Here is a 17,742-nt window from a genome sequence, read left to right on the forward strand (position 1 = left end):
TAATTTGATAAATATGCGAAACGGGCTTGTAACTCAATAGGATTAGATTGTATTGTGTTAATAGATAATGCGTTTTGAATATTGACTAGAGGGTTTTAAACATGGACAACGCTAACAAGCCGTCTTTCCAAAATGTTCTGGAATTTGTGCGTATGTTTCGTCGCAAAAATAAAATTCGTCGTGAAATAACCGACAATGAGAAAAAAATTCGTGATAACCAGAAGCGTGTTTTGCTGCTGGATAACTTGAGTGAATATATAAAACCAGGTATGTCGATTGAAGATATTCAGGCAATTATTGCGAATATGCGTAGTGATTATGATGATCGTGTTGATGATTATATTATCAAGAACGCTGAACTCTCCAAAGAACGTCGTGAAATATCGAAAAAGCTCAAAGAGATGGGTGAATTACCGCGTATTGATGTGAAATAATTACCACGTAAAGCCGAGGTCATCTCGGCTTTATTGTTTTTGACTTGAGTTGATAGATAGCATCGACCGCACGTAGTGATTATAAATTTAACCTATTAACTTGTTTGATTAATGCGGTTGCTAACCTTTCCATTTCATTTTCTGCAATAAATCCCATCGTCACTGCTGCTGCGACAAGCTGGCCTTCGCCATTAAATACAGGACAAGCAATAGATTGCGCTCCGGGAATTCCTTCAGTTGGTTGGTAACGGATGGCATAGCCTTGTTGGATAACTTTATTAATTTCGTCCTGCGAATAGGAATTCGAACCAAATTGGTTATCAAATGCAGAATAAATCAGCCCAGCAGCACTTTTTACGACAGGCAATGGCGTGTTAGGTAAAAAGTCAATTTCAATATTTTTGAAGCTACGATTATATTTCACTAAAGACAGTGCCTTTCCTAGACGCGTGGCTATGCCTGTTGAAACGTTTTGTTCATCGCGAAATTGAATCAAATTATTGTTAATGGCGTCGATGTATGAGTCTTCAGGTTTAACAAAATTAGCTAAGAAGGTTAAATTGCGGCCTAAACCATAACGGCTAGTTTGAGTATCTTGGTACAGCATTTGTGTACGGCACAGTGAAACCAAATATTTATGTAGACGGCTTTTTGATATCTCACAACCTTTTGAAATATCCGCTGCACGAGCAATGCCCCCATTTTGAGCAATATAATTTAAAATGCTTACGGCTATATCAACAGAATTAACACCTTGCAGAGTAGACATACATAAACCTCAGTTTAACAAGTCCTGAAATTTTACCATGAGTTGCCTTGCGCTGCTAACGAACCAATAACGCAGAAGAATAATCCGAAAGCGGTAGCACCTTATTACCTATAAATAGATAGAATTATTGATGCTACTCAAGTTCATCTTTAGTGAATGGCGTATATATATAGTGTACTTATAAAGGCAATGTCGAGGTTTACTATAATGAAAACGATAAATTCACTACGTTTGAAACGCCGAACTCTACTCAAAGGGCTTGGCGTTGTAGGGTTGGCGAGTATCGCCCCCTGTTCTTATGCACAAGGAAACAGCAATCAACCCTTACCGAAGGTGCGACTCAAACTGTCGGACTACAAAACATTTCGGTCAACTTGTGCAATGGAGTGTTTACATTGCAACCTAACCGCATATACCTACCAAGGTAAGCTGATGAAAATTCAGGCGACGGAAGGGTTTAATGTCAAATGTTGCTTGCGAGGTATGAGCCGAACTAAATGGGTCTATCATGATCAACGCATCAAAACACCGTTACTACGAGTAGGCGAAAAAGGTAAAGCTGAATTCAAACCGATAAGTTGGGATGAGGCGCTGGATCTTATTGAAAAAAATATTAGAGAGACCATTGATAAATATGGTAATGAAGGGTTGTTTATTTCCACTCATGCCGGAAATATGGACTCGATTAAAAATGATATGGGGAAGGCTTTCTTTGATTATTTAGGCGGGTCAACGAAACAAGCGGGTTCACTTTGTTGCTCTGCTGTAACAGCTGCGATGATCCCGATGCTCGGCCTGAGGTATGCAGATACCCGCGATACGATAGCGGATAGCCGTTATATCCTGTGTTGGGGCAATAACCCAGCTGTTACGATGCAAGCCTATTTTAAAAATTATAACCAAGCGAGAAGAAATGGCGCTCGATTAGTGGTGATTGATCCGCGTTTTAGTGAAACAGCTGCAAAAGCGGACGAGTGGATACCTATTATTCCAGGGACAGATACCGCGCTTGCTTTAGGTATGATTAAAATTATTATTGAAGAAAACCGGATAGATGAAAATTTCTTGAGGGCTCATACTGGCGCGGTTTATTTGGTCGATGCGAATCAAAAACAAGTCAGGCAAAACAAAGATGATAAGGACAGCTATTTAGTTTTCGACACATTAAGCAGACAATTAGTTCGTCATGATTCATCGGGCATTAAACCGGCACTTTTTCAACATGAACTTCCAGAGGATTTGAATTACACCACTGTTTTTGAACAAATTTACCAGCAAGCAAAAGGTTGGGATATTGCCCGGGTCAGTGAAGAAACGGATGTTCCAACGGAAACTATTGTACGTCTTGCTCGGGATTACTCATCAATAACTCCTTCAATGATTGTGCAAAACATGTCAGGAGCACAACGAACCGAACATGGCGCTTATGTCGCAGGAAGCCAGTTCTATCTCGCCTTATTGACTGGAAATATAGGTAAACGAGGGGCGGGTGTTTGTGATGCTGGCGGAGCTCGGCAAATGGCTAATTTTAGTCCAATAGTGCCACCGGCGCCGAATGTGAAAAACATTCCTCCCATTCCTGTAGCGAAAGTTGGCGATTTTATCGTCAATGAAAAGCCACATCCGATTAATTTCTGGTGGATTATGACGATGGGGGTTATGACCCAATTGCCGAATACCAACAAGGTTCGCGAAGCACTAAAGAAAGTTCCATTTGTTGTGGTAGCCGATAACCTCATGAGCTCAACAGCCTTATATGCTGATTTAGTTTTACCGGTGACCACTATTTTTGAAGATACCAGTTTGATGGCGGGCGTTCGTAGCCAATATGTCCAATTAATGGAAAAGGCGGTTGAGCCAGCAGGTGAAGCAAAACCCGACTATTGGATTTTCGCCCGATTAGCAGAACGTTTCGGGTTTGGCGACGTATTTAATAAGCCAATAGAGCACTATATTGATGCCTGTTTAGTCGGCTCTGGTATCACTCGCCAAATGTTAGAAAAAGGGCCAGTACGCCCAGTCGAAGGGGATTGGATACCGTTCAAAGATGGTGTGTTTAGGACATCAACCAAAAAAGCACACTTATTTGTTGAAGATTGGCAAAAGAAAAATTTTTCACCTGTCGTCGCTTACTACCAAGTGACCGAGTCTGTTAAAGGTTCACCTGAATTAGCCAAAAAGTATCCTTTGATGGCGGTTCAGCGCAAGTTAGCGCGTAGTGTGCATTCAAGTCATGGAATGAATGAATGGATCCTTGAAGTACAACGAAACCAGCCGAATGTCTTGATTCACCCTGAAGATGCTAAATCCAGAGGTATTAAGAATGGGGAATGGGCAATCACCTTTAATGACCGAGGAGAACACCGAGCCATTGCTGTCGTGACAACGCATATTAAAAAAGGCGTAATTTCACTGGATAACGGCTGGTGGGAACAACAGGGGGGGAGCAGCAGTCATGTCACGAATGACCAAGTTGAACATTTGGGAACGGGACACTGCTGTAATAGTACGTTAGTTGATGTAAGAAGGGAGGCTTAATCATGGTCAAGCAATATGGTTTCTTAATAAATACAAAAGATTGCTATGGTTGCCGCACTTGTTCAATGGCTTGTAAATCTGAGAATGTGACCCCGCCGGGCGTCTTGTGGCGTCGAGTTCGTGAATTCAATGATGATTCACCGAATACTCAAGCATTTATTACGATGTCTTGTAACCATTGTGATGACCCACAGTGTTTAAAAGTTTGCCCAGCAGACACCTATACCAAACGGGCGGACGGTATTGTCGTTCAAGATCATGAGAAATGTATTGGTTGCCAGATGTGTATTATGGCTTGTCCATATCATGCTCCTGTCTTTGACCCAGCAGAAGGGAAAACCAGCAAGTGTAATATGTGTGCGGAACGGTTAGATGAAGGCCTACTGCCAAGGTGTGTGGAGTCTTGCCCTACGGGTGCCATTGAGTTTGGTGATATCACTGAACTACGTAAAAAGCACACGACGAACTGGGCGGTACTAGAACAGCGTTACAACATGCCCGATCACACAATCAGTCATCCAAATATTGTGATCATTGGGATGGAGGATTAATTATGGATATTAAACATATGGAACTCCCACTAGTATTTTTTACAGTGATGAGCCAATGGGGGATTGGTGCTGTTCTCGCATTAACCATTTACCAAATGAAAGCCTGTCAGGGCTCCTTATTATCAGGCTCTGTATTACGTCGCGCAGTGCTATTGATATGGCTGATTGAAGTTATTGGTTCATCTATGTCAATGGGGCATTTAGGTGTGCCTCTCGAAGCATACCGTTCCGTTCTGGGGCTAAGTCATTCATGGCTAAGTCGCGAGGCTGTGACATTTGTATTATTAAATGGTGTTATCACTTTGTGGGCTCTATCTTGCTGGTTGCAACCCACAGTAAACACGCGCAATACGATATTAGGCTGGATCAGTGGGATTGGTGGATTAGCCGCTATACTTGTCACAGCACAAGTCTATTATCAAATGGTTGCTCACCCATTATGGCATACACCGGCAACCCAAATCGCGTTTATAGGCAGTGCAATTGTCCTTGGTTTTAGTCTAGTAGCCTTATTTGTTATTGGGCAAGGCAAGTTATTACCCTCGACCATTAAAGTTGGCGTGCTGATAGGCGTTGCATTGGTATTAATTGCACAGATTATTCGCTTACAATTACCTGCAAGCCAAGGCGGGAGCTACTTGCTATGGTGGCAAGTAGTGATGAGTATGATATTGCCTTGCATTATGGCGGTAAAAGTATACAAGGAACGACCATCCGCCGTCTTACTTGTATTGATAATGTTGGCGATGTTTAGCGGAGAGTTGGCCGGTCGTGCATTGTTTTATGGGGCGGTTATGATCCAAGCTCCTTGGTTCTAAAAATCCTCGTCATATTTCGCCCTGTCGCGTTGTTGGCATCGCACACTCGCCCTAGTCACATACTCGTGTATGCTCCTAGGGTCTTGTTTAGCTCGCCGCCTAGCGACAGGCCGAACTATTTAGAGGATTATGTATTCATCATATTTCAGTCTGTCGTGTTGCGGGCGTCGCACACTCGCCCTAGTCACATACTCGTGTATGCTCCTAGGGTCTTGTTTAGCTTGCCGCCTAGCGACAGGCAGAAATATTTAGAGGATTATGTAGGTTTTTTTGTCGATATCAGAATTCGGCCTGTAGTGTTGTGTATGGGTACTAGTTATATGCTTGGGGGCACGTTTAGTTAATGTGCTTATTCAAAAGCACCATTCATCAGTTTGATAATAGGGTCCGAACGCTTATAGCTGTTGATTAGAGGAACGAGGCGTTTGAAATGTTCGCTGGCACAGTGAATATCGAGCGCTTCTTGATTCGGCCACTCCTCGATAAAAATAAAGTGCCCAGGATCTTTTTGGTCAACGTAAAGGTCATAACTGATACACAATGGTTCTTGTTTAGTTGCAGCGACCAATTCACGGTATAGCGGCATAACAATCTCAATCGCTTCGCTTTGAATAAAATCTTCCGCAATGACTTTTAACATATATTTCCCTTTTCTTTATAAAATAACTGTGTATAAACACAGCAATACAAACACAAATTCGTTGAGAGCTCAATGTAAAAAACTGGCGAGATGATGAGTTTTTTTTAATTAAAAAATTTATTATTCATGAAATGTATTGTAATAAAAAAGCCCTGATAGTTTCCTATCAAGGCTTTTATGTTTACAGCTAGCGAGTTGTTAGAAATCAGCAGGTTTTGCCATTTCAGAGGTTGCGACGTTTGAAGCAACGTGGCCACCTGCGCCACCTTTACCTTCAAAGGTAGAGGCTTCACGCTGGAATTCTGTTATCTCAAATGGTGCAGCAGCAACTGCAGGGGCTGGTGCTTTTGTCATTGGAGAATAAGCATGACGTTTATGTAAGCTGACCGCTGGGCTGCTTGCTACCGTTGCTGGTTCAGCTACGGCAACAGGTTCGATAACTTCCTCGACACTGACTACTTCAGTTGAAGCCGTGATAGTAACTTGAGGAAGCTGCGTTTCTTCAACGACGTCATTAACCTCTTCATTGACAATAACAGGCGCCGTTTGTTCGTCTACGATAGTAACGCTTTCAACCGTTTCTGTTTGAGCTATTTCAACTTGCGGTTCAATAATCTCAGCCGCTATTTCTACAGTCTCTTTTATTACTTCGACGGTTTCAACTTCCTGTGTACCGTTAGTTTCATCGATGGCAATTGGTGCTGATTCAACCATGTGATCGACAGTGGTTGCTTCGTTAACTAAAGATGTTTCTTCAGTATTAACGGTTTCCACTGGAGTGTCATGCGACTCTTGCTTAACTTCCTCAGCCACGACAGGAGTGACGGCCACGCTACTTTGTGACGGGGTAACATTTGTCGTTTCTGCTACAGGAGCATTATTAATACTTTGTTGTTCAAGCATTTCTTCATTAGTGATGATTGCCATGCTTTCTTGTTGAGGCTGGGCAATTGGGTAATGAATAAATACTTTGCCAGACGCCAGCTCAGGTGAGGCAACGGCAGCGATTAATGGCATTGGTGATTTAGTTAGATGGCGTTCATCACGATAACGACGGCGACGTTGCCCACTGACACGTAAGTGACGTGGTGAACGACGTGAGCGTCGTGGAATGATGGTGTCTTGCTTTTCTTCGCCTTCTGCTTGAGTGTTTAACTCTTGCAGGTCGTCAGTTTGTGCGTCACTTTCAACTGGGGTAGTAGGGGCAACGAGTGCTGGTAATGCAGCAACAGGCATTGCCTCCGCGACTTCAGTCACTTCAGCCACTTGTTCGTTGTCTGTTACACGGATTTTTTGTGTCAATTGACGACGTTGGCGACGTGGCGTAACAGGACGTTGTTCTTCTTCCTTTTCAGCCGCATTCTCTACATTGTCTTGCTGAACATCTTGTTGTGATTTAGCAACTTGCTGTTGACGTTTTTCATCTTGACGACGGCGACGTTCAGCGCGTTGTTCACGACGTTGTTGCTGATTATCACGATTCGCATTGTCAGTTGTTTGCTCGTCTTGCGTGTTCGTATTCTTATTGTTGCGACCTTTATTGCGATTATTCGTTTCATCCGTTGATGCATTACGATTATTGCGATCATTACGGTTGTCGCGATTATCACGGTTATCACGATTGTCAGTATCATCGCGGTCACGACGATTATTATTACGACGGTTATTGTTGCGACGATCATTATTCCGGCGGCGATCATTATTATTGCGGTTTTTCGGCGCTGGTTTCTCAACCACTTTTTCTTCTTCGCCAAACAGGCCTTTAAAGAATGCCGCAATTTTGCTGAACAAACTAGGGGATGCAGGTTCAGCCGCCGCTGATTTAACAGGTGCTTTTGTTACAGTTTCTTTTGGTTTCACTGTAGACATGTCTACAGGCTCTTGCAGTGCAAAAGCAGAAATTGCAGGTTGCTCAGGTGTTTTACGTTCAGATGTCGTTTCATCAATCTGATTTAACGTCTCTGTTTCGTGATATTGCGCTAAGTTATAGCTTAACGTATTGACTTCTTCACCTTTACGAATGCGGATCACATGGAAGTGAGGCGTTTGCATTTGGTCATTAGGAACAACAACAACACGGACATGGCTTTGACGTTGTTCGATATCACTGACCGCTTTGCGTTTTTCGTTCAGCAGGTAAGAGGCGATTTGTACGGGGACAATGGCATGCACTTCATGGGTATTTTCTTTCAGTGCTTCTTCTTCAATAAGACGAAGAACGGACAGAGAAAGTGATTCGTTGTCACGAATGGTTCCGGTTCCTGAACAGCGAGGACACACATGGTGGCTTGACTCACCTAAAGAAGGGCTCAAACGTTGACGAGACATCTCCAATAACCCAAAGCGTGAGATGCGTGCAATTTGAATGCGTGCACGGTCTTGACGTACCGCTTCACGTAGGCGGTTTTCAACTTCACGTTGATGCCTAACGGGTGTCATATCGATAAAGTCGATAACAATCAAACCACCCAGATCGCGTAGACGCAATTGGCGTGCAATTTCATCAGCCGCTTCTAAGTTAGTGTTGAACGCAGTTTCTTCGATATCGCCACCACGTGTTGAACGTGAAGAGTTGATATCGATAGCGGTCAATGCTTCAGTGGTATCAATTACTAATGCACCGCCTGATGGCAAGCGAACTTCACGTTGGAACGCAGATTCGATTTGTGATTCAATTTGGTAGTGGCTAAAGAGTGGAACATCACCACTGTAGTGTTTGATTTTGCTTGCAAAATCACCACGGCCGATAGCTTCGATATGGTTGCGTGCCATTTCGACAACTTTTGGGTTGTCAATCAAAATTTCGCCGATATCTGGGCGCAGATAATCGCGGAATGCGCGGACAATAACGTTACTTTCTTGGTGAATCAAGAACGGTGCAGGGCGATTTTCAGCGGCTTTTTGGATCGCTTCCCAGTGACGTAAACGGTAGAGTAAATCTTGTTGCAGCGATTCTGCAGATTTACCCACACCTGCGGTACGAACGATTAAGCCCATGCCGTCTGGAATTTGTAAAGAAGACAGTGCTTCTTTTAGTTCAGTTCGATCTTCGCCTTCGATACGACGTGAAATGCCCCCCGCACGTGGGTTATTTGGCATTAAAACGAGGTAACTTCCTGCCAAGCTAATGAAGGTGGTTAGCGCCGCACCTTTATTGCCACGCTCTTCTTTATCCACTTGAACGATAACTTCTTGGCCTTCTTTTAACACATCTTTGATGTTAGGACGGCCTTGAGAGTGATAGTTGCTTGGGAAATATTCACGAGCGATTTCTTTGATAGGAAGGAAACCGTGTCTTTCAGCGCCGTAGTCAACAAAAGCAGCTTCAAGACTAGGTTCGATACGAGTGATTTTACCTTTATAGATGTTGGCCTTTTTTTGCTCATGACCGGGACTTTCAATATCCAAATCATAGAGACGTTGCCCGTCAACAAGGGCAACACGCAACTCTTCCTGTTGAGTTGCGTTTATTAGCATTCTTTTCATGTTATTACTTACTCATTATTTTCTTTTAAATAAAGAGCAGCGAAAGAAAGAGCTACTGTAAACCGATGGCCTCGTGATTTTTACAAAACCGTCTGCCTCGCGGCAGTCGTTCGTATAGAGACGCGCAGTATTCGGTGAACCTGATTTTTAGATTAAAAATTCAGCGTTCTTAATCAGGATGCCGTAAGTTATTAAAGAAAACGGAAGTTCCTAACCCAATAAGCCAAAATTCGTTGCTCGCTAATTTATTTGATGTTGCTAAATGTCTTACGCCATTGCTGCATTGTTACGCCATCAAATAAGAAATCCTATAAAACGTTAACTTTCGTTTTTTAAACATCTCAGCAACTTCATATTATTCCATTGCCATAGCTATTATAGCAAGTCGATACGGAAGTTATATGGAAATTTTATTTAGAAATAGGATAAATCATGCAGAAAATAACCAAATTAAAAAAAAACATAAAAAATTTTGTGGAGTCGGTATGATAGGGAAAGCAAATAAGCGCATATTTTAATCAATTAGAGTTAACGCATTCCCGAATGAATACACAAAATCAAGTTCAATTTATTGACATCAGCGATGACGAAGCTGGGCAACGTATCGATAACTTTTTGCTCACTAAACTTAAAGGTGTGCCAAAGAGTATGATTTATCGCATTATCCGCAAAGGGGAAGTGCGTGTTAACAAGGGGCGGATAAAGCCTGAATATAAATTAGTCGAAGGGGACCAAGTGCGCGTTCCTCCCGTTAGGGTTGCTGAGCGTGAAACCGCACCGGTTTCGGCGAAACTGGATAAAGTCGCTGCATTAGCGAATTGCATTTTATTTGAAGATGACGTTCTTTTAGTGCTGAATAAACCATCGGGAACTGCTGTTCATGGTGGGAGTGGTTTAAGCTTTGGTGTTATTGAAGGTTTAAGAGCGTTACGTCCAGAAGCGCGTTTCCTTGAGTTAGTTCATCGTCTTGATAGAGACACCTCAGGTATTTTATTGGTGGCTAAAAAGCGCTCAGCACTTCGAGCGTTACACGAACAATTGCGTTTGAAACAAATGCAAAAGGATTATTTAGCACTCGTAAGAGGCAACTGGCAGTCGCACATGAAAGTTATTCAAGCCCCTTTACTTAAAAACATTCTACAAAGTGGCGAGCGAGTCGTTAAAGTGAGCAGTGAAGGAAAACCGTCAGAGACGCGTTTTAAAGTGGAAGAACGGTTTGATAATGCAACTTTGGTAAAAGCGAGCCCTGTCACGGGGCGGACACATCAAATACGTGTTCATACACTTTATGCAGGGCATCCTATTGCATTTGATGACCGGTACGGTGACAAGCAATTTGATAGCCAACTGGCAGGGACAGGTTTAAATCGCTTATTTTTGCATGCGAGTGCATTGAAATTTACGCACCCTAAAACGGGTGAAGAGATGCGTTTGCAAGCCCCTTTAGATAACCAATTGAATCACTGCCTAAAAATATTACGTAGCCGTAAAGCAGAAAAGTAAGTCATTTGATTAACTGGCAGGTTTTCCCTGCCAGTATAAAGGATTAATTATCAAATAATGGGCTAACTTGGTGTGGACGTAACATTTCGAGTAATAAAATAAGCGGAAGCCCAACTAACGTATTGGGGTCACGCCCTTCTAAACGCTCAAATAAACTAATTCCTAGTCCTTCTGATTTAAAGCTCCCTGCGCATTGATAAGGTTCATCTTTAAGTAGGTAATTCGTTATTTCTGCATCAGATAGTTGCCTGAAATGAACGTGAAACAATTCACACTGCACATTAAATTTATCTGTTTCAGTATCAAGCAGGCATAGTCCAGTATAAAAAGTGACCTTATTACCTGACGCGGATTTAAGCTGCTGAAAAGCGTTTTCAAAATTATGCGGTTTCCCCATAATTTTATTATCAATAACACAAACTTGATCAGAGCCAATAATCAAGTGCTGAGAGTATTGAGCTGAGAGTGCGTTAGCCTTTGCATGAGATAAACGCATAACTAAAGCCTGAGCCGACTCATTCAAAATGGGGGACTCATCAATATTGGGGGCCACTGCTAAAAAAGGTAATCCCAGTTTTTTTAGTAGGGCTTGTCGGTAGGTTGAAGTTGACGCCAAAATAATCGATTTCATGATTTTTCTCGAAACTCGTAGCCAAAAGGGTTAACTCATTTTAAACTATAAAACGTAAAACCTACGGTTTTTTGGTGAAAAGGCGAGTTTACCCCGCCTTTTTCTTTGACTATAGCTCATTACAAAGTTAATATGCGCGCCTTATGCAAAAGGTAAAATTACCCCTGACTATCGATGCGCAGCGTGCAGCTCAGAAAAACCTCGACTATGTCGGGAGTTATACACCTGAGCAAGTTGCACGTCTTGCAGAATCAGTAGTCAGTGTAGACAGTGATGTAGAAACCGAATTATCATTTAATATTGATAAACAACGTCTCACGGTTATCGAAGGGAAATCCGATGTGGATCTCACCCTCCAATGCCAACGTTGCGGAAAAAATTTCAAGCATCATGCCTACGTATCGTATTGTTTTAGTCCTGTCGTCAATGACGAAAAGGCCGAAGCATTACCGGAGCTCTACGAACCGATTCAAATTGATGAATTTGGTGAAATAGATTTGCTGGGAATGATAGAAGATGAAATAATTCTATCCTTACCAGTTGTTCCGGTTCATGATTCTGAACACTGTGAAGTGTCCGAAGCGGACATGGTGTATGGTGAACTGCCTCCCGAGGCAGAAAAACCAAACCCATTTGCCGTATTAGCCAGTTTAAAGAAAAGTACTTAAGGAGTAAGGTCAATGGCCGTACAACAGAATAAACCAACTCGTTCAAAACGCGGTATGCGTCGTTCACATGATGCACTGACTGCTACCCTAGTTTCTGTAGATAAAACTTCCGGTGAAACTCACCTGCGTCACCATGTGACTGCAGATGGTTACTACCGTGGCCGTAAGGTTATCAACAAGTAATTTGTTGTTACCTTGGCTAATCTAACCATTGCGTTAGATGCTATGGGCGGGGATGTTGGTCCCCGCGTCACGGTGCCTGCTGCATTGCAGGCACTGGCATCTAATCCAGCACTCAAATTACTGCTTGTCGGTCAACCCGAAGCCATTCAACCTTTGCTTGCACACCAAAGTGCTGAGCAAATTTCGCGTGTCGAAATTATTCCTGCGGACGGTATTATCGCAAACGATGCAAAACCATCAAATGCGATAAGACAAAGCAAAGGAACCTCGATGCGAGTGGCCTTAGAGTTAGTAAAGACAGGGCAGGCACAAGCGTGCGTGAGTGCGGGGAATACGGGTGCGCTGATGGGGCTAGCAAAATTAATGCTAAAGTCTATAGAGGGGATTGAGCGCCCAGCGCTAATGACCATCTTACCTAATCAGCAAAAAAGCCAAACAGTTGTGCTAGATTTAGGCGCTAATGTTAACTGTAGTAGTGATATGCTAGTCCAATTTGCCGTAATGGGTTCCGTGATGGCAGAAGAAGTGGTTAACATTTCTAAACCGAGAGTCGCGTTACTGAATATTGGCGAAGAAGAGAGTAAAGGTCTGGATAATATCCGCGAAGCCGCCTCAGTATTAAAAGAAACATCATCAATTAATTACATTGGTTATGTAGAAGGTAACGAATTACTGACAGGTAAAACCGATGTGTTAGTGTGTGACGGCTTCGCAGGTAATGTCTCATTGAAGACCATGGAAGGCGTAATACGCGTCATCCTTTCATTGATAAAATCGACCGGTGATCAACATAAAAAAAGCAGTTGGTTTATGCAACTGGCGAAAAAATGGTTAAAAAAACGTTTAATGAAACGTTTTGGGGACATGAACCCCGACCAGTATAACGGTGCGACTCTGTTAGGATTAAAAGGTATTGTCATCAAGAGTCATGGTGCAGCGAATGAAGGCGCTTTCAAAGCGGCTATTGACCGCGCAGTACAAGCTGTTGAAAAACAAGTCCCAGAAAGAATAACAGCGCGACTAAATATTGTTTTACCCAGGAGTGATCAATAACCTATGGCTATGTACAGTAAAATCTTAGGAACAGGCAGCTACTTACCAGCACAAGTACGTACCAATGCTGATCTGGAAAAAATGGTTGATACTTCTGATGAGTGGATTGTGACACGCACTGGCATACATGAAAGAAGAATTGCCAACGAAGATGAAAGTGTCTCAGTGATGGGTTTTCAAGCTGCCAAAAATGCGTTAGACATGGCGCAAGTCGATGCAACTGACATTGGTTTGATTATCGTTGCAACCACATCAGCAACTCACGCTTTTCCTAGCGCTGCTTGCCAAATTCAACAGATGCTAGGTATTCAAGATTGTGCGGCATTCGATGTCGCAGCAGCATGTGCAGGTTTTACCTATGCGATTAGTATTGCTGATCAATTCGTCAAAACAGGTATGACCAAAAAAGCATTAGTTATTGGTGCTGATGCTTTATCTAAAACATTAGACCCAGCAGATCGTGGCACGATTATTTTATTTGGTGATGCGGCAGGGGCTGTTGTTATCGGCGAATCTGAAGAGCCGGGTATTATTTCGACGCATTTACATGCCGATGGCCGTTATGGGGATTTACTCACATTACCTAATCGTAGCCGTTGCTCTGAAGACCCTGCCTATTTGACCATGACAGGTAATGAAGTCTTTAAAGTTGCAGTGCGCGAATTAGCACATATTGTTGATGAGACACTGGCACAAAGCGGTATAGCCAAAGAAGAACTTGATTGGTTGGTCCCACATCAAGCAAATTTAAGAATTATCTCTGCGACGGCGAAAAAATTAGATATGACAATGGATAAAGTCGTTGTCACATTAGACCGTCACGGTAATACTTCAGCAGCATCAGTTCCTACAGCGTTGGATGAAGCGGTGCGTGATGGTCGTATTCAGCGTGGTCAATTTGTGCTTTTAGAAGCCTTCGGTGGCGGTTTCACTTGGGGCTCTGCATTGGTTCGTTTTTAATTAACTGAGAAAATAGACATGACACAATTTGCTATGGTATTTCCCGGACAGGGTTCTCAGTCTTTAGGGATGTTAGCGGCATTGGCTGAAGAAAATCAGCTTGTTGAGCAAACATTCGCTGAAGCATCGGAAGCATTGGGTTACGATCTCTGGGCGTTAGTACAAAATGGGCCAGAAGAAGAATTAAACAAAACATGGCAAACACAGCCTGCTTTATTGGCAGCTTCTGTGGCTATTTTCCGTGTTTGGAAAGACAAAAATGGCGCGATGCCTACGATCATGGCGGGTCACAGCCTTGGTGAATATTCTGCTTTAGTTTGCGCGGGTGTTATCGACTTTAAACAAGCGATTAAACTGGTTGAATTGCGCGGAAAACTCATGCAAGAAGCCGTTCCTGAAGGCACTGGTGCGATGTATGCCATTATTGGTTTGGATAACGAATCAATTGAAAAAGCTTGCCAAGAAGCTTCTCAAGGCCAAGTTGTTTCACCGGTTAATTTTAACTCACCGGGCCAAGTCGTGATTGCGGGTGAAAAAGCAGCAGTTGAACGTGCGGGTATCGCATGTAAAGAATCGGGGGCTAAACGTGCGTTGCCATTATCTGTTAGCGTCCCGTCTCATTGTGCATTAATGAAGCCAGCTGCTGATAAATTAGCCGAAGCGTTAGAAAAAATTGATTTTTGTGAGCCAGACTATCCAGTTATTAACAATGTTGATGTTAAAATTGAGAAATCGGCACAAAATATTCGTGATGCTTTAGTCCGTCAACTGTATAATCCAGTACGCTGGACGGAAACAGTAGAATTAATGGCAGATCAAGGTGTTGAACATCTTATTGAAGTAGGCCCAGGAAAAGTATTGACTGGTCTTACCAAGCGAATTGTCTCTAATTTAACTGCCGTCGCAGTCAATGATCCTGTATCATTAAGCACTGCTTTAGAAAATAGCTGAGGACGACATGGGCTTTGAAGGAAAAATTGCACTGGTAACAGGCGCGAGTCGTGGAATTGGTAAAGCTATTGCTTTAACATTAATTGCTCGTGGTGCTACCGTTATCGGAACAGCAACCAGCGAAAAAGGCGCAGAAGCCATTACCGCTTATCTTGATGGTAAAGGTAAAGGTTTAGCGTTAAACGTGACTGATGCAGCATCAATCGAAGAAACTTTGACCAAAATCCGTGAAGAATTTGGTGAAATTGATATTTTGATTAATAATGCAGGTATCACTCGTGATAACCTATTGATGCGTATGAAAGAAGATGAATGGCAAGATATTATTGACACCAATCTTTCATCCGTTTACCGTTTGTCTAAATCCGTTTTGCGTGCCATGATGAAAAAACGTTGTGGACGTATTATTTCAATTGCATCCGTTGTCGGTGTGATGGGAAATGCGGGGCAAACTAACTATGCAGCAGCGAAAGCAGGGTTAATTGGTTTTAGTAAATCATTGGCTCGTGAAGTCGCTTCTCGTGGTATCACTGTCAACGTCGTTGCACCTGGTTTTATCGAAACTGATATGACTAAAGCATTGACAGATGAACAGCGTGCAGGCATTTTATCTCAGGTTCCTGCGGATAGACTGGGTGATGCACAAGAAATTGCCAGTGCTGTAGCGTTTTTAGCTTCTGATGAAGCTGCTTACATCACAGGTGAAACATTGCATGTCAATGGTGGCATGTACATGATCTAAAGAAATGATGGAACTATTTGCATTATTAGTGTTATCTAACGCTAAATAATGCAAAATAATAGTTCCAACAGCCGGGATTGGGTTGTATCTTTTCCTGTATTTCATAAACTACGAAAACCATCGCGAAAGCGAGTTTTGATAGGAATTTTAATAGTATGAGCACTATCGAAGAACGCGTTAAGAAAATCATCGTTGAACAACTGGGTGTTAAAGAGGAAGAAGTTGTAAATACAGCTTCATTTGTTGATGACTTGGGCGCTGATTCTCTTGACACAGTTGAGCTGGTTATGGCTCTGGAAGAAGAGTTCGATTGCGAAATCCCTGACGAAGAAGCTGAAAAGATCACAACAGTACAGGCTGCGATTGACTACGTCGAGAACGCATCTAAATAATTGTACGAAAAACTTATCTAGGCGATCACTCGATCGCCTATGTTCCTTTTGTAACTTTTCCCTCCTTGGAGGAAATACGTGTCTAAGCGTCGTGTAGTCGTAACCGGACTGGGCATGTTATCTCCTGTCGGCAACACAGTTGAGTCATCATGGAAAGCTGTTTGTGACGGACAGAGTGGTATCAGCCTAATCGATCATTTTGATACTACTAACCACGCAACTAAATTTGCTGGCTTAGTAAAAGATTTCAATTACGAAGAATTTGGCATCTCCCGTAAAGATGCTAAGAAAATGGACCCATTTATCCAATATGGTATCGCCGCGGGCTTTCAAGCCTTTAAAGATGCTGGATTGGAAGTAACAGAAGCCAATGCTACTCGAATTGGTGCAGCGATTGGTTCTGGTATTGGTGGGTTAGGCTTAATTCAGGACAACTGTGAGTCATTACTGCACGGTGGACCTCGCAAGGTAAGCCCATTCTTCGTACCATCGACCATCATTAATATGGTGGCTGGTCATTTAAGCATTATGTACGGTTTCCGTGGCCCAAGTATTTCAATTGCAACAGCCTGTACATCAGGTGTGCATAATATTGGCCATGCAGCACGTATGATTGCTTACGGTGACGCCGATGTAATGGTTGCAGGCGGTGCTGAAAAAGCGACTACACCACTCGGTGTGGCCGGTTTTGGTGCAGCGCGTGCATTATCGACTCGCAACGATGACCCGCAAGCGGCAAGTCGCCCATGGGATAAAGACCGTGATGGTTTTGTTCTGGGAGATGGCGCAGGTATTATTATTCTTGAAGAATATGAACATGCGAAAGCGCGCGGTGCAAAAATTTATGCTGAAATTGCAGGGTTTGGGATGAGCAGTGATGCTTATCATATGACATCACCACCTGAAAATGGTGCGGGTGCTGCACTTGCGATGGAAAATGCACTGAAAGATGCAGGCATTAAAGCCAGTGACGTGGGGTATATCAATGCTCACGGTACTTCAACTCCTGCCGGTGATTTGGCAGAAGCACAAGCGGTTGTTAATGTATTTGGTGAAGGCACAGAGGTATTAGTTAGCTCAACCAAATCAATGACAGGTCACTTACTGGGTGCTGCGGGTGCTATTGAGTCAATTTTTACCATTTTGTCATTGTGCGATCAAATTGTACCGCCAACCATTAATCTGGATAACCCAGATGAAGCGTGCAAACTGGACTTTGTTCCAGGTGAAGCACGTAAAGTTGAGAACATGGAGTTCGCTCTGTGTAATTCATTTGGTTTTGGTGGCACCAACGGTTCATTAATTTTCCGTCGTTATCACGGCGAATAATTAATCTATTACCGTTATTAATTAGCCCTAGTCACGTAATGTGGCTGGGGCTTTATTTTGTCCAGTTCTTTGCACAGTTCTTCGCTTTAGTTTA

General features: G+C 42.9%; 17 protein-coding genes. 13 read left to right on the top strand and 4 right to left on the bottom strand.

Annotated elements, in window-relative coordinates; genetic code table 11:
- Window positions 1-101 precede the first annotated feature (101 nt).
- On the top strand, window positions 102-434 hold the full coding sequence (tmaR, locus tag ACU696_RS11010; RefSeq protein ID WP_004253179.1) for a PTS system regulator TmaR: 333 nt from the start codon (window positions 102-104) through the stop codon (window positions 432-434).
- 79 nt (window positions 435-513) lie between these two features.
- On the opposite strand, the gene ACU696_RS11015 is transcribed toward tmaR, so the two are convergent.
- A complete protein-coding gene (locus ACU696_RS11015) occupies window positions 514-1,203 on the bottom strand; it encodes a helix-turn-helix domain-containing protein (protein WP_004911864.1) in 690 nt (229 codons plus the stop codon).
- A 207-nt stretch (window positions 1,204-1,410) separates the two neighbouring features.
- Here ACU696_RS11015 and ACU696_RS11020 point away from each other — a divergent pair, with 207 nt between their 5' ends.
- From ACU696_RS11020 to ACU696_RS11030, 3 genes are read left to right on the top strand one after another with little or no spacing between them, the layout of a single operon-like run.
- Entirely contained in the window at window positions 1,411-3,741 is a 2,331-nt protein-coding gene (locus ACU696_RS11020) for a molybdopterin-containing oxidoreductase family protein (protein ID WP_004911861.1), read from the top strand.
- Between the two features lie 2 nt (window positions 3,742-3,743).
- Window positions 3,744-4,292 (top strand): 4Fe-4S dicluster domain-containing protein, encoded by a 549-nt coding sequence (locus ACU696_RS11025; protein ID WP_004911860.1) that lies wholly within the window; start codon window positions 3,744-3,746, stop codon window positions 4,290-4,292.
- A 2-nt stretch (window positions 4,293-4,294) separates the two neighbouring features.
- Window positions 4,295-5,110 (top strand): dimethyl sulfoxide reductase anchor subunit family protein, encoded by an 816-nt coding sequence (locus ACU696_RS11030; RefSeq protein ID WP_117162365.1) that lies wholly within the window; start codon window positions 4,295-4,297, stop codon window positions 5,108-5,110.
- 349 nt (window positions 5,111-5,459) lie between these two features.
- On the opposite strand, the gene ACU696_RS11035 is transcribed toward ACU696_RS11030, so the two are convergent.
- Complete coding sequence (locus ACU696_RS11035; RefSeq protein ID WP_004253191.1) at window positions 5,460-5,750, bottom strand: putative quinol monooxygenase; 291 nt, start codon at window positions 5,748-5,750, stop codon at window positions 5,460-5,462.
- A gap of 198 nt (window positions 5,751-5,948) precedes the next feature.
- On the bottom strand, window positions 5,949-9,236 hold the full coding sequence (rne, locus tag ACU696_RS11040) for a ribonuclease E (RefSeq protein WP_209102151.1): 3,288 nt from the start codon (window positions 9,234-9,236) through the stop codon (window positions 5,949-5,951).
- Between the two features lie 543 nt (window positions 9,237-9,779).
- On the opposite strand from rne, the gene rluC reads away from it, so the two are divergent.
- Window positions 9,780-10,739 (top strand): 23S rRNA pseudouridine(955/2504/2580) synthase RluC, encoded by a 960-nt coding sequence (rluC, locus tag ACU696_RS11045; protein WP_109911596.1) that lies wholly within the window; start codon window positions 9,780-9,782, stop codon window positions 10,737-10,739.
- 43 nt (window positions 10,740-10,782) lie between these two features.
- Here the strand turns inward: rluC and ACU696_RS11050 are convergent, their stop codons facing one another.
- Window positions 10,783-11,370: a Maf family protein gene (locus tag ACU696_RS11050; protein WP_164528739.1), complete on the bottom strand. Its 588-nt coding sequence runs from the start codon at window positions 11,368-11,370 to the stop codon at window positions 10,783-10,785.
- A gap of 143 nt (window positions 11,371-11,513) precedes the next feature.
- Between ACU696_RS11050 and yceD the strand changes: the two genes are divergently transcribed.
- From yceD to fabF, 8 genes are all read left to right on the top strand, one after another.
- A complete protein-coding gene (yceD, locus tag ACU696_RS11055; RefSeq protein WP_004911841.1) occupies window positions 11,514-12,038 on the top strand; it encodes a 23S rRNA accumulation protein YceD in 525 nt (174 codons plus the stop codon).
- Window positions 12,039-12,050: 12 nt separating this feature from the next.
- Window positions 12,051-12,221, top strand: a complete 171-nt coding sequence (gene rpmF, locus ACU696_RS11060) for a 50S ribosomal protein L32 (protein ID WP_004253223.1) — start codon at window positions 12,051-12,053, stop codon at window positions 12,219-12,221.
- A gap of 12 nt (window positions 12,222-12,233) precedes the next feature.
- On the top strand, window positions 12,234-13,274 hold the full coding sequence (plsX, locus tag ACU696_RS11065; protein ID WP_004911832.1) for a phosphate acyltransferase PlsX: 1,041 nt from the start codon (window positions 12,234-12,236) through the stop codon (window positions 13,272-13,274).
- A 9-nt stretch (window positions 13,275-13,283) separates the two neighbouring features.
- Window positions 13,284-14,234, top strand: a complete 951-nt coding sequence (locus ACU696_RS11070) for a beta-ketoacyl-ACP synthase III (RefSeq protein ID WP_209102203.1) — start codon at window positions 13,284-13,286, stop codon at window positions 14,232-14,234.
- An 18-nt stretch (window positions 14,235-14,252) separates the two neighbouring features.
- Window positions 14,253-15,185, top strand: a complete 933-nt coding sequence (gene fabD, locus ACU696_RS11075; protein WP_209102154.1) for an ACP S-malonyltransferase — start codon at window positions 14,253-14,255, stop codon at window positions 15,183-15,185.
- 7 nt (window positions 15,186-15,192) lie between these two features.
- The gene (gene fabG / locus ACU696_RS11080; RefSeq protein ID WP_109911597.1) at window positions 15,193-15,927 is read left to right on the top strand and encodes a 3-oxoacyl-ACP reductase FabG; all 735 of its coding nucleotides are present in this window, start codon (window positions 15,193-15,195) and stop codon (window positions 15,925-15,927) included.
- 155 nt (window positions 15,928-16,082) lie between these two features.
- Complete coding sequence (gene acpP / locus ACU696_RS11085; RefSeq protein WP_004253236.1) at window positions 16,083-16,319, top strand: acyl carrier protein; 237 nt, start codon at window positions 16,083-16,085, stop codon at window positions 16,317-16,319.
- 78 nt (window positions 16,320-16,397) lie between these two features.
- Window positions 16,398-17,648 (top strand): beta-ketoacyl-ACP synthase II, encoded by a 1,251-nt coding sequence (fabF, locus tag ACU696_RS11090; RefSeq protein WP_004911823.1) that lies wholly within the window; start codon window positions 16,398-16,400, stop codon window positions 17,646-17,648.
- The last annotated feature ends 94 nt before the right edge of the window (window positions 17,649-17,742 follow it).

The organism is Providencia sp. PROV_01, from assembly GCF_053098325.1.

Coding starts and splice junctions, on each gene's coding strand:
- tmaR (WP_004253179.1), top strand. CDS start 102: ATGGACAACGCTAACAAGCCGTCTTTCCAAAATGTTCTGGAATTTGTG.
- ACU696_RS11015 (WP_004911864.1), bottom strand. CDS start 1,203: ATGTCTACTCTGCAAGGTGTTAATTCTGTTGATATAGCCGTAAGCATT.
- ACU696_RS11020 (WP_004911861.1), top strand. CDS start 1,411: ATGAAAACGATAAATTCACTACGTTTGAAACGCCGAACTCTACTCAAA.
- ACU696_RS11025 (WP_004911860.1), top strand. CDS start 3,744: ATGGTCAAGCAATATGGTTTCTTAATAAATACAAAAGATTGCTATGGT.
- ACU696_RS11030 (WP_117162365.1), top strand. CDS start 4,295: ATGGATATTAAACATATGGAACTCCCACTAGTATTTTTTACAGTGATG.
- ACU696_RS11035 (WP_004253191.1), bottom strand. CDS start 5,750: ATGTTAAAAGTCATTGCGGAAGATTTTATTCAAAGCGAAGCGATTGAG.
- rne (WP_209102151.1), bottom strand. CDS start 9,236: ATGAAAAGAATGCTAATAAACGCAACTCAACAGGAAGAGTTGCGTGTT.
- rluC (WP_109911596.1), top strand. CDS start 9,780: ATGAATACACAAAATCAAGTTCAATTTATTGACATCAGCGATGACGAA.
- ACU696_RS11050 (WP_164528739.1), bottom strand. CDS start 11,370: ATGAAATCGATTATTTTGGCGTCAACTTCAACCTACCGACAAGCCCTA.
- yceD (WP_004911841.1), top strand. CDS start 11,514: ATGCAAAAGGTAAAATTACCCCTGACTATCGATGCGCAGCGTGCAGCT.
- rpmF (WP_004253223.1), top strand. CDS start 12,051: ATGGCCGTACAACAGAATAAACCAACTCGTTCAAAACGCGGTATGCGT.
- ACU696_RS11070 (WP_209102203.1), top strand. CDS start 13,284: ATGTACAGTAAAATCTTAGGAACAGGCAGCTACTTACCAGCACAAGTA.
- fabD (WP_209102154.1), top strand. CDS start 14,253: ATGACACAATTTGCTATGGTATTTCCCGGACAGGGTTCTCAGTCTTTA.
- fabG (WP_109911597.1), top strand. CDS start 15,193: ATGGGCTTTGAAGGAAAAATTGCACTGGTAACAGGCGCGAGTCGTGGA.
- acpP (WP_004253236.1), top strand. CDS start 16,083: ATGAGCACTATCGAAGAACGCGTTAAGAAAATCATCGTTGAACAACTG.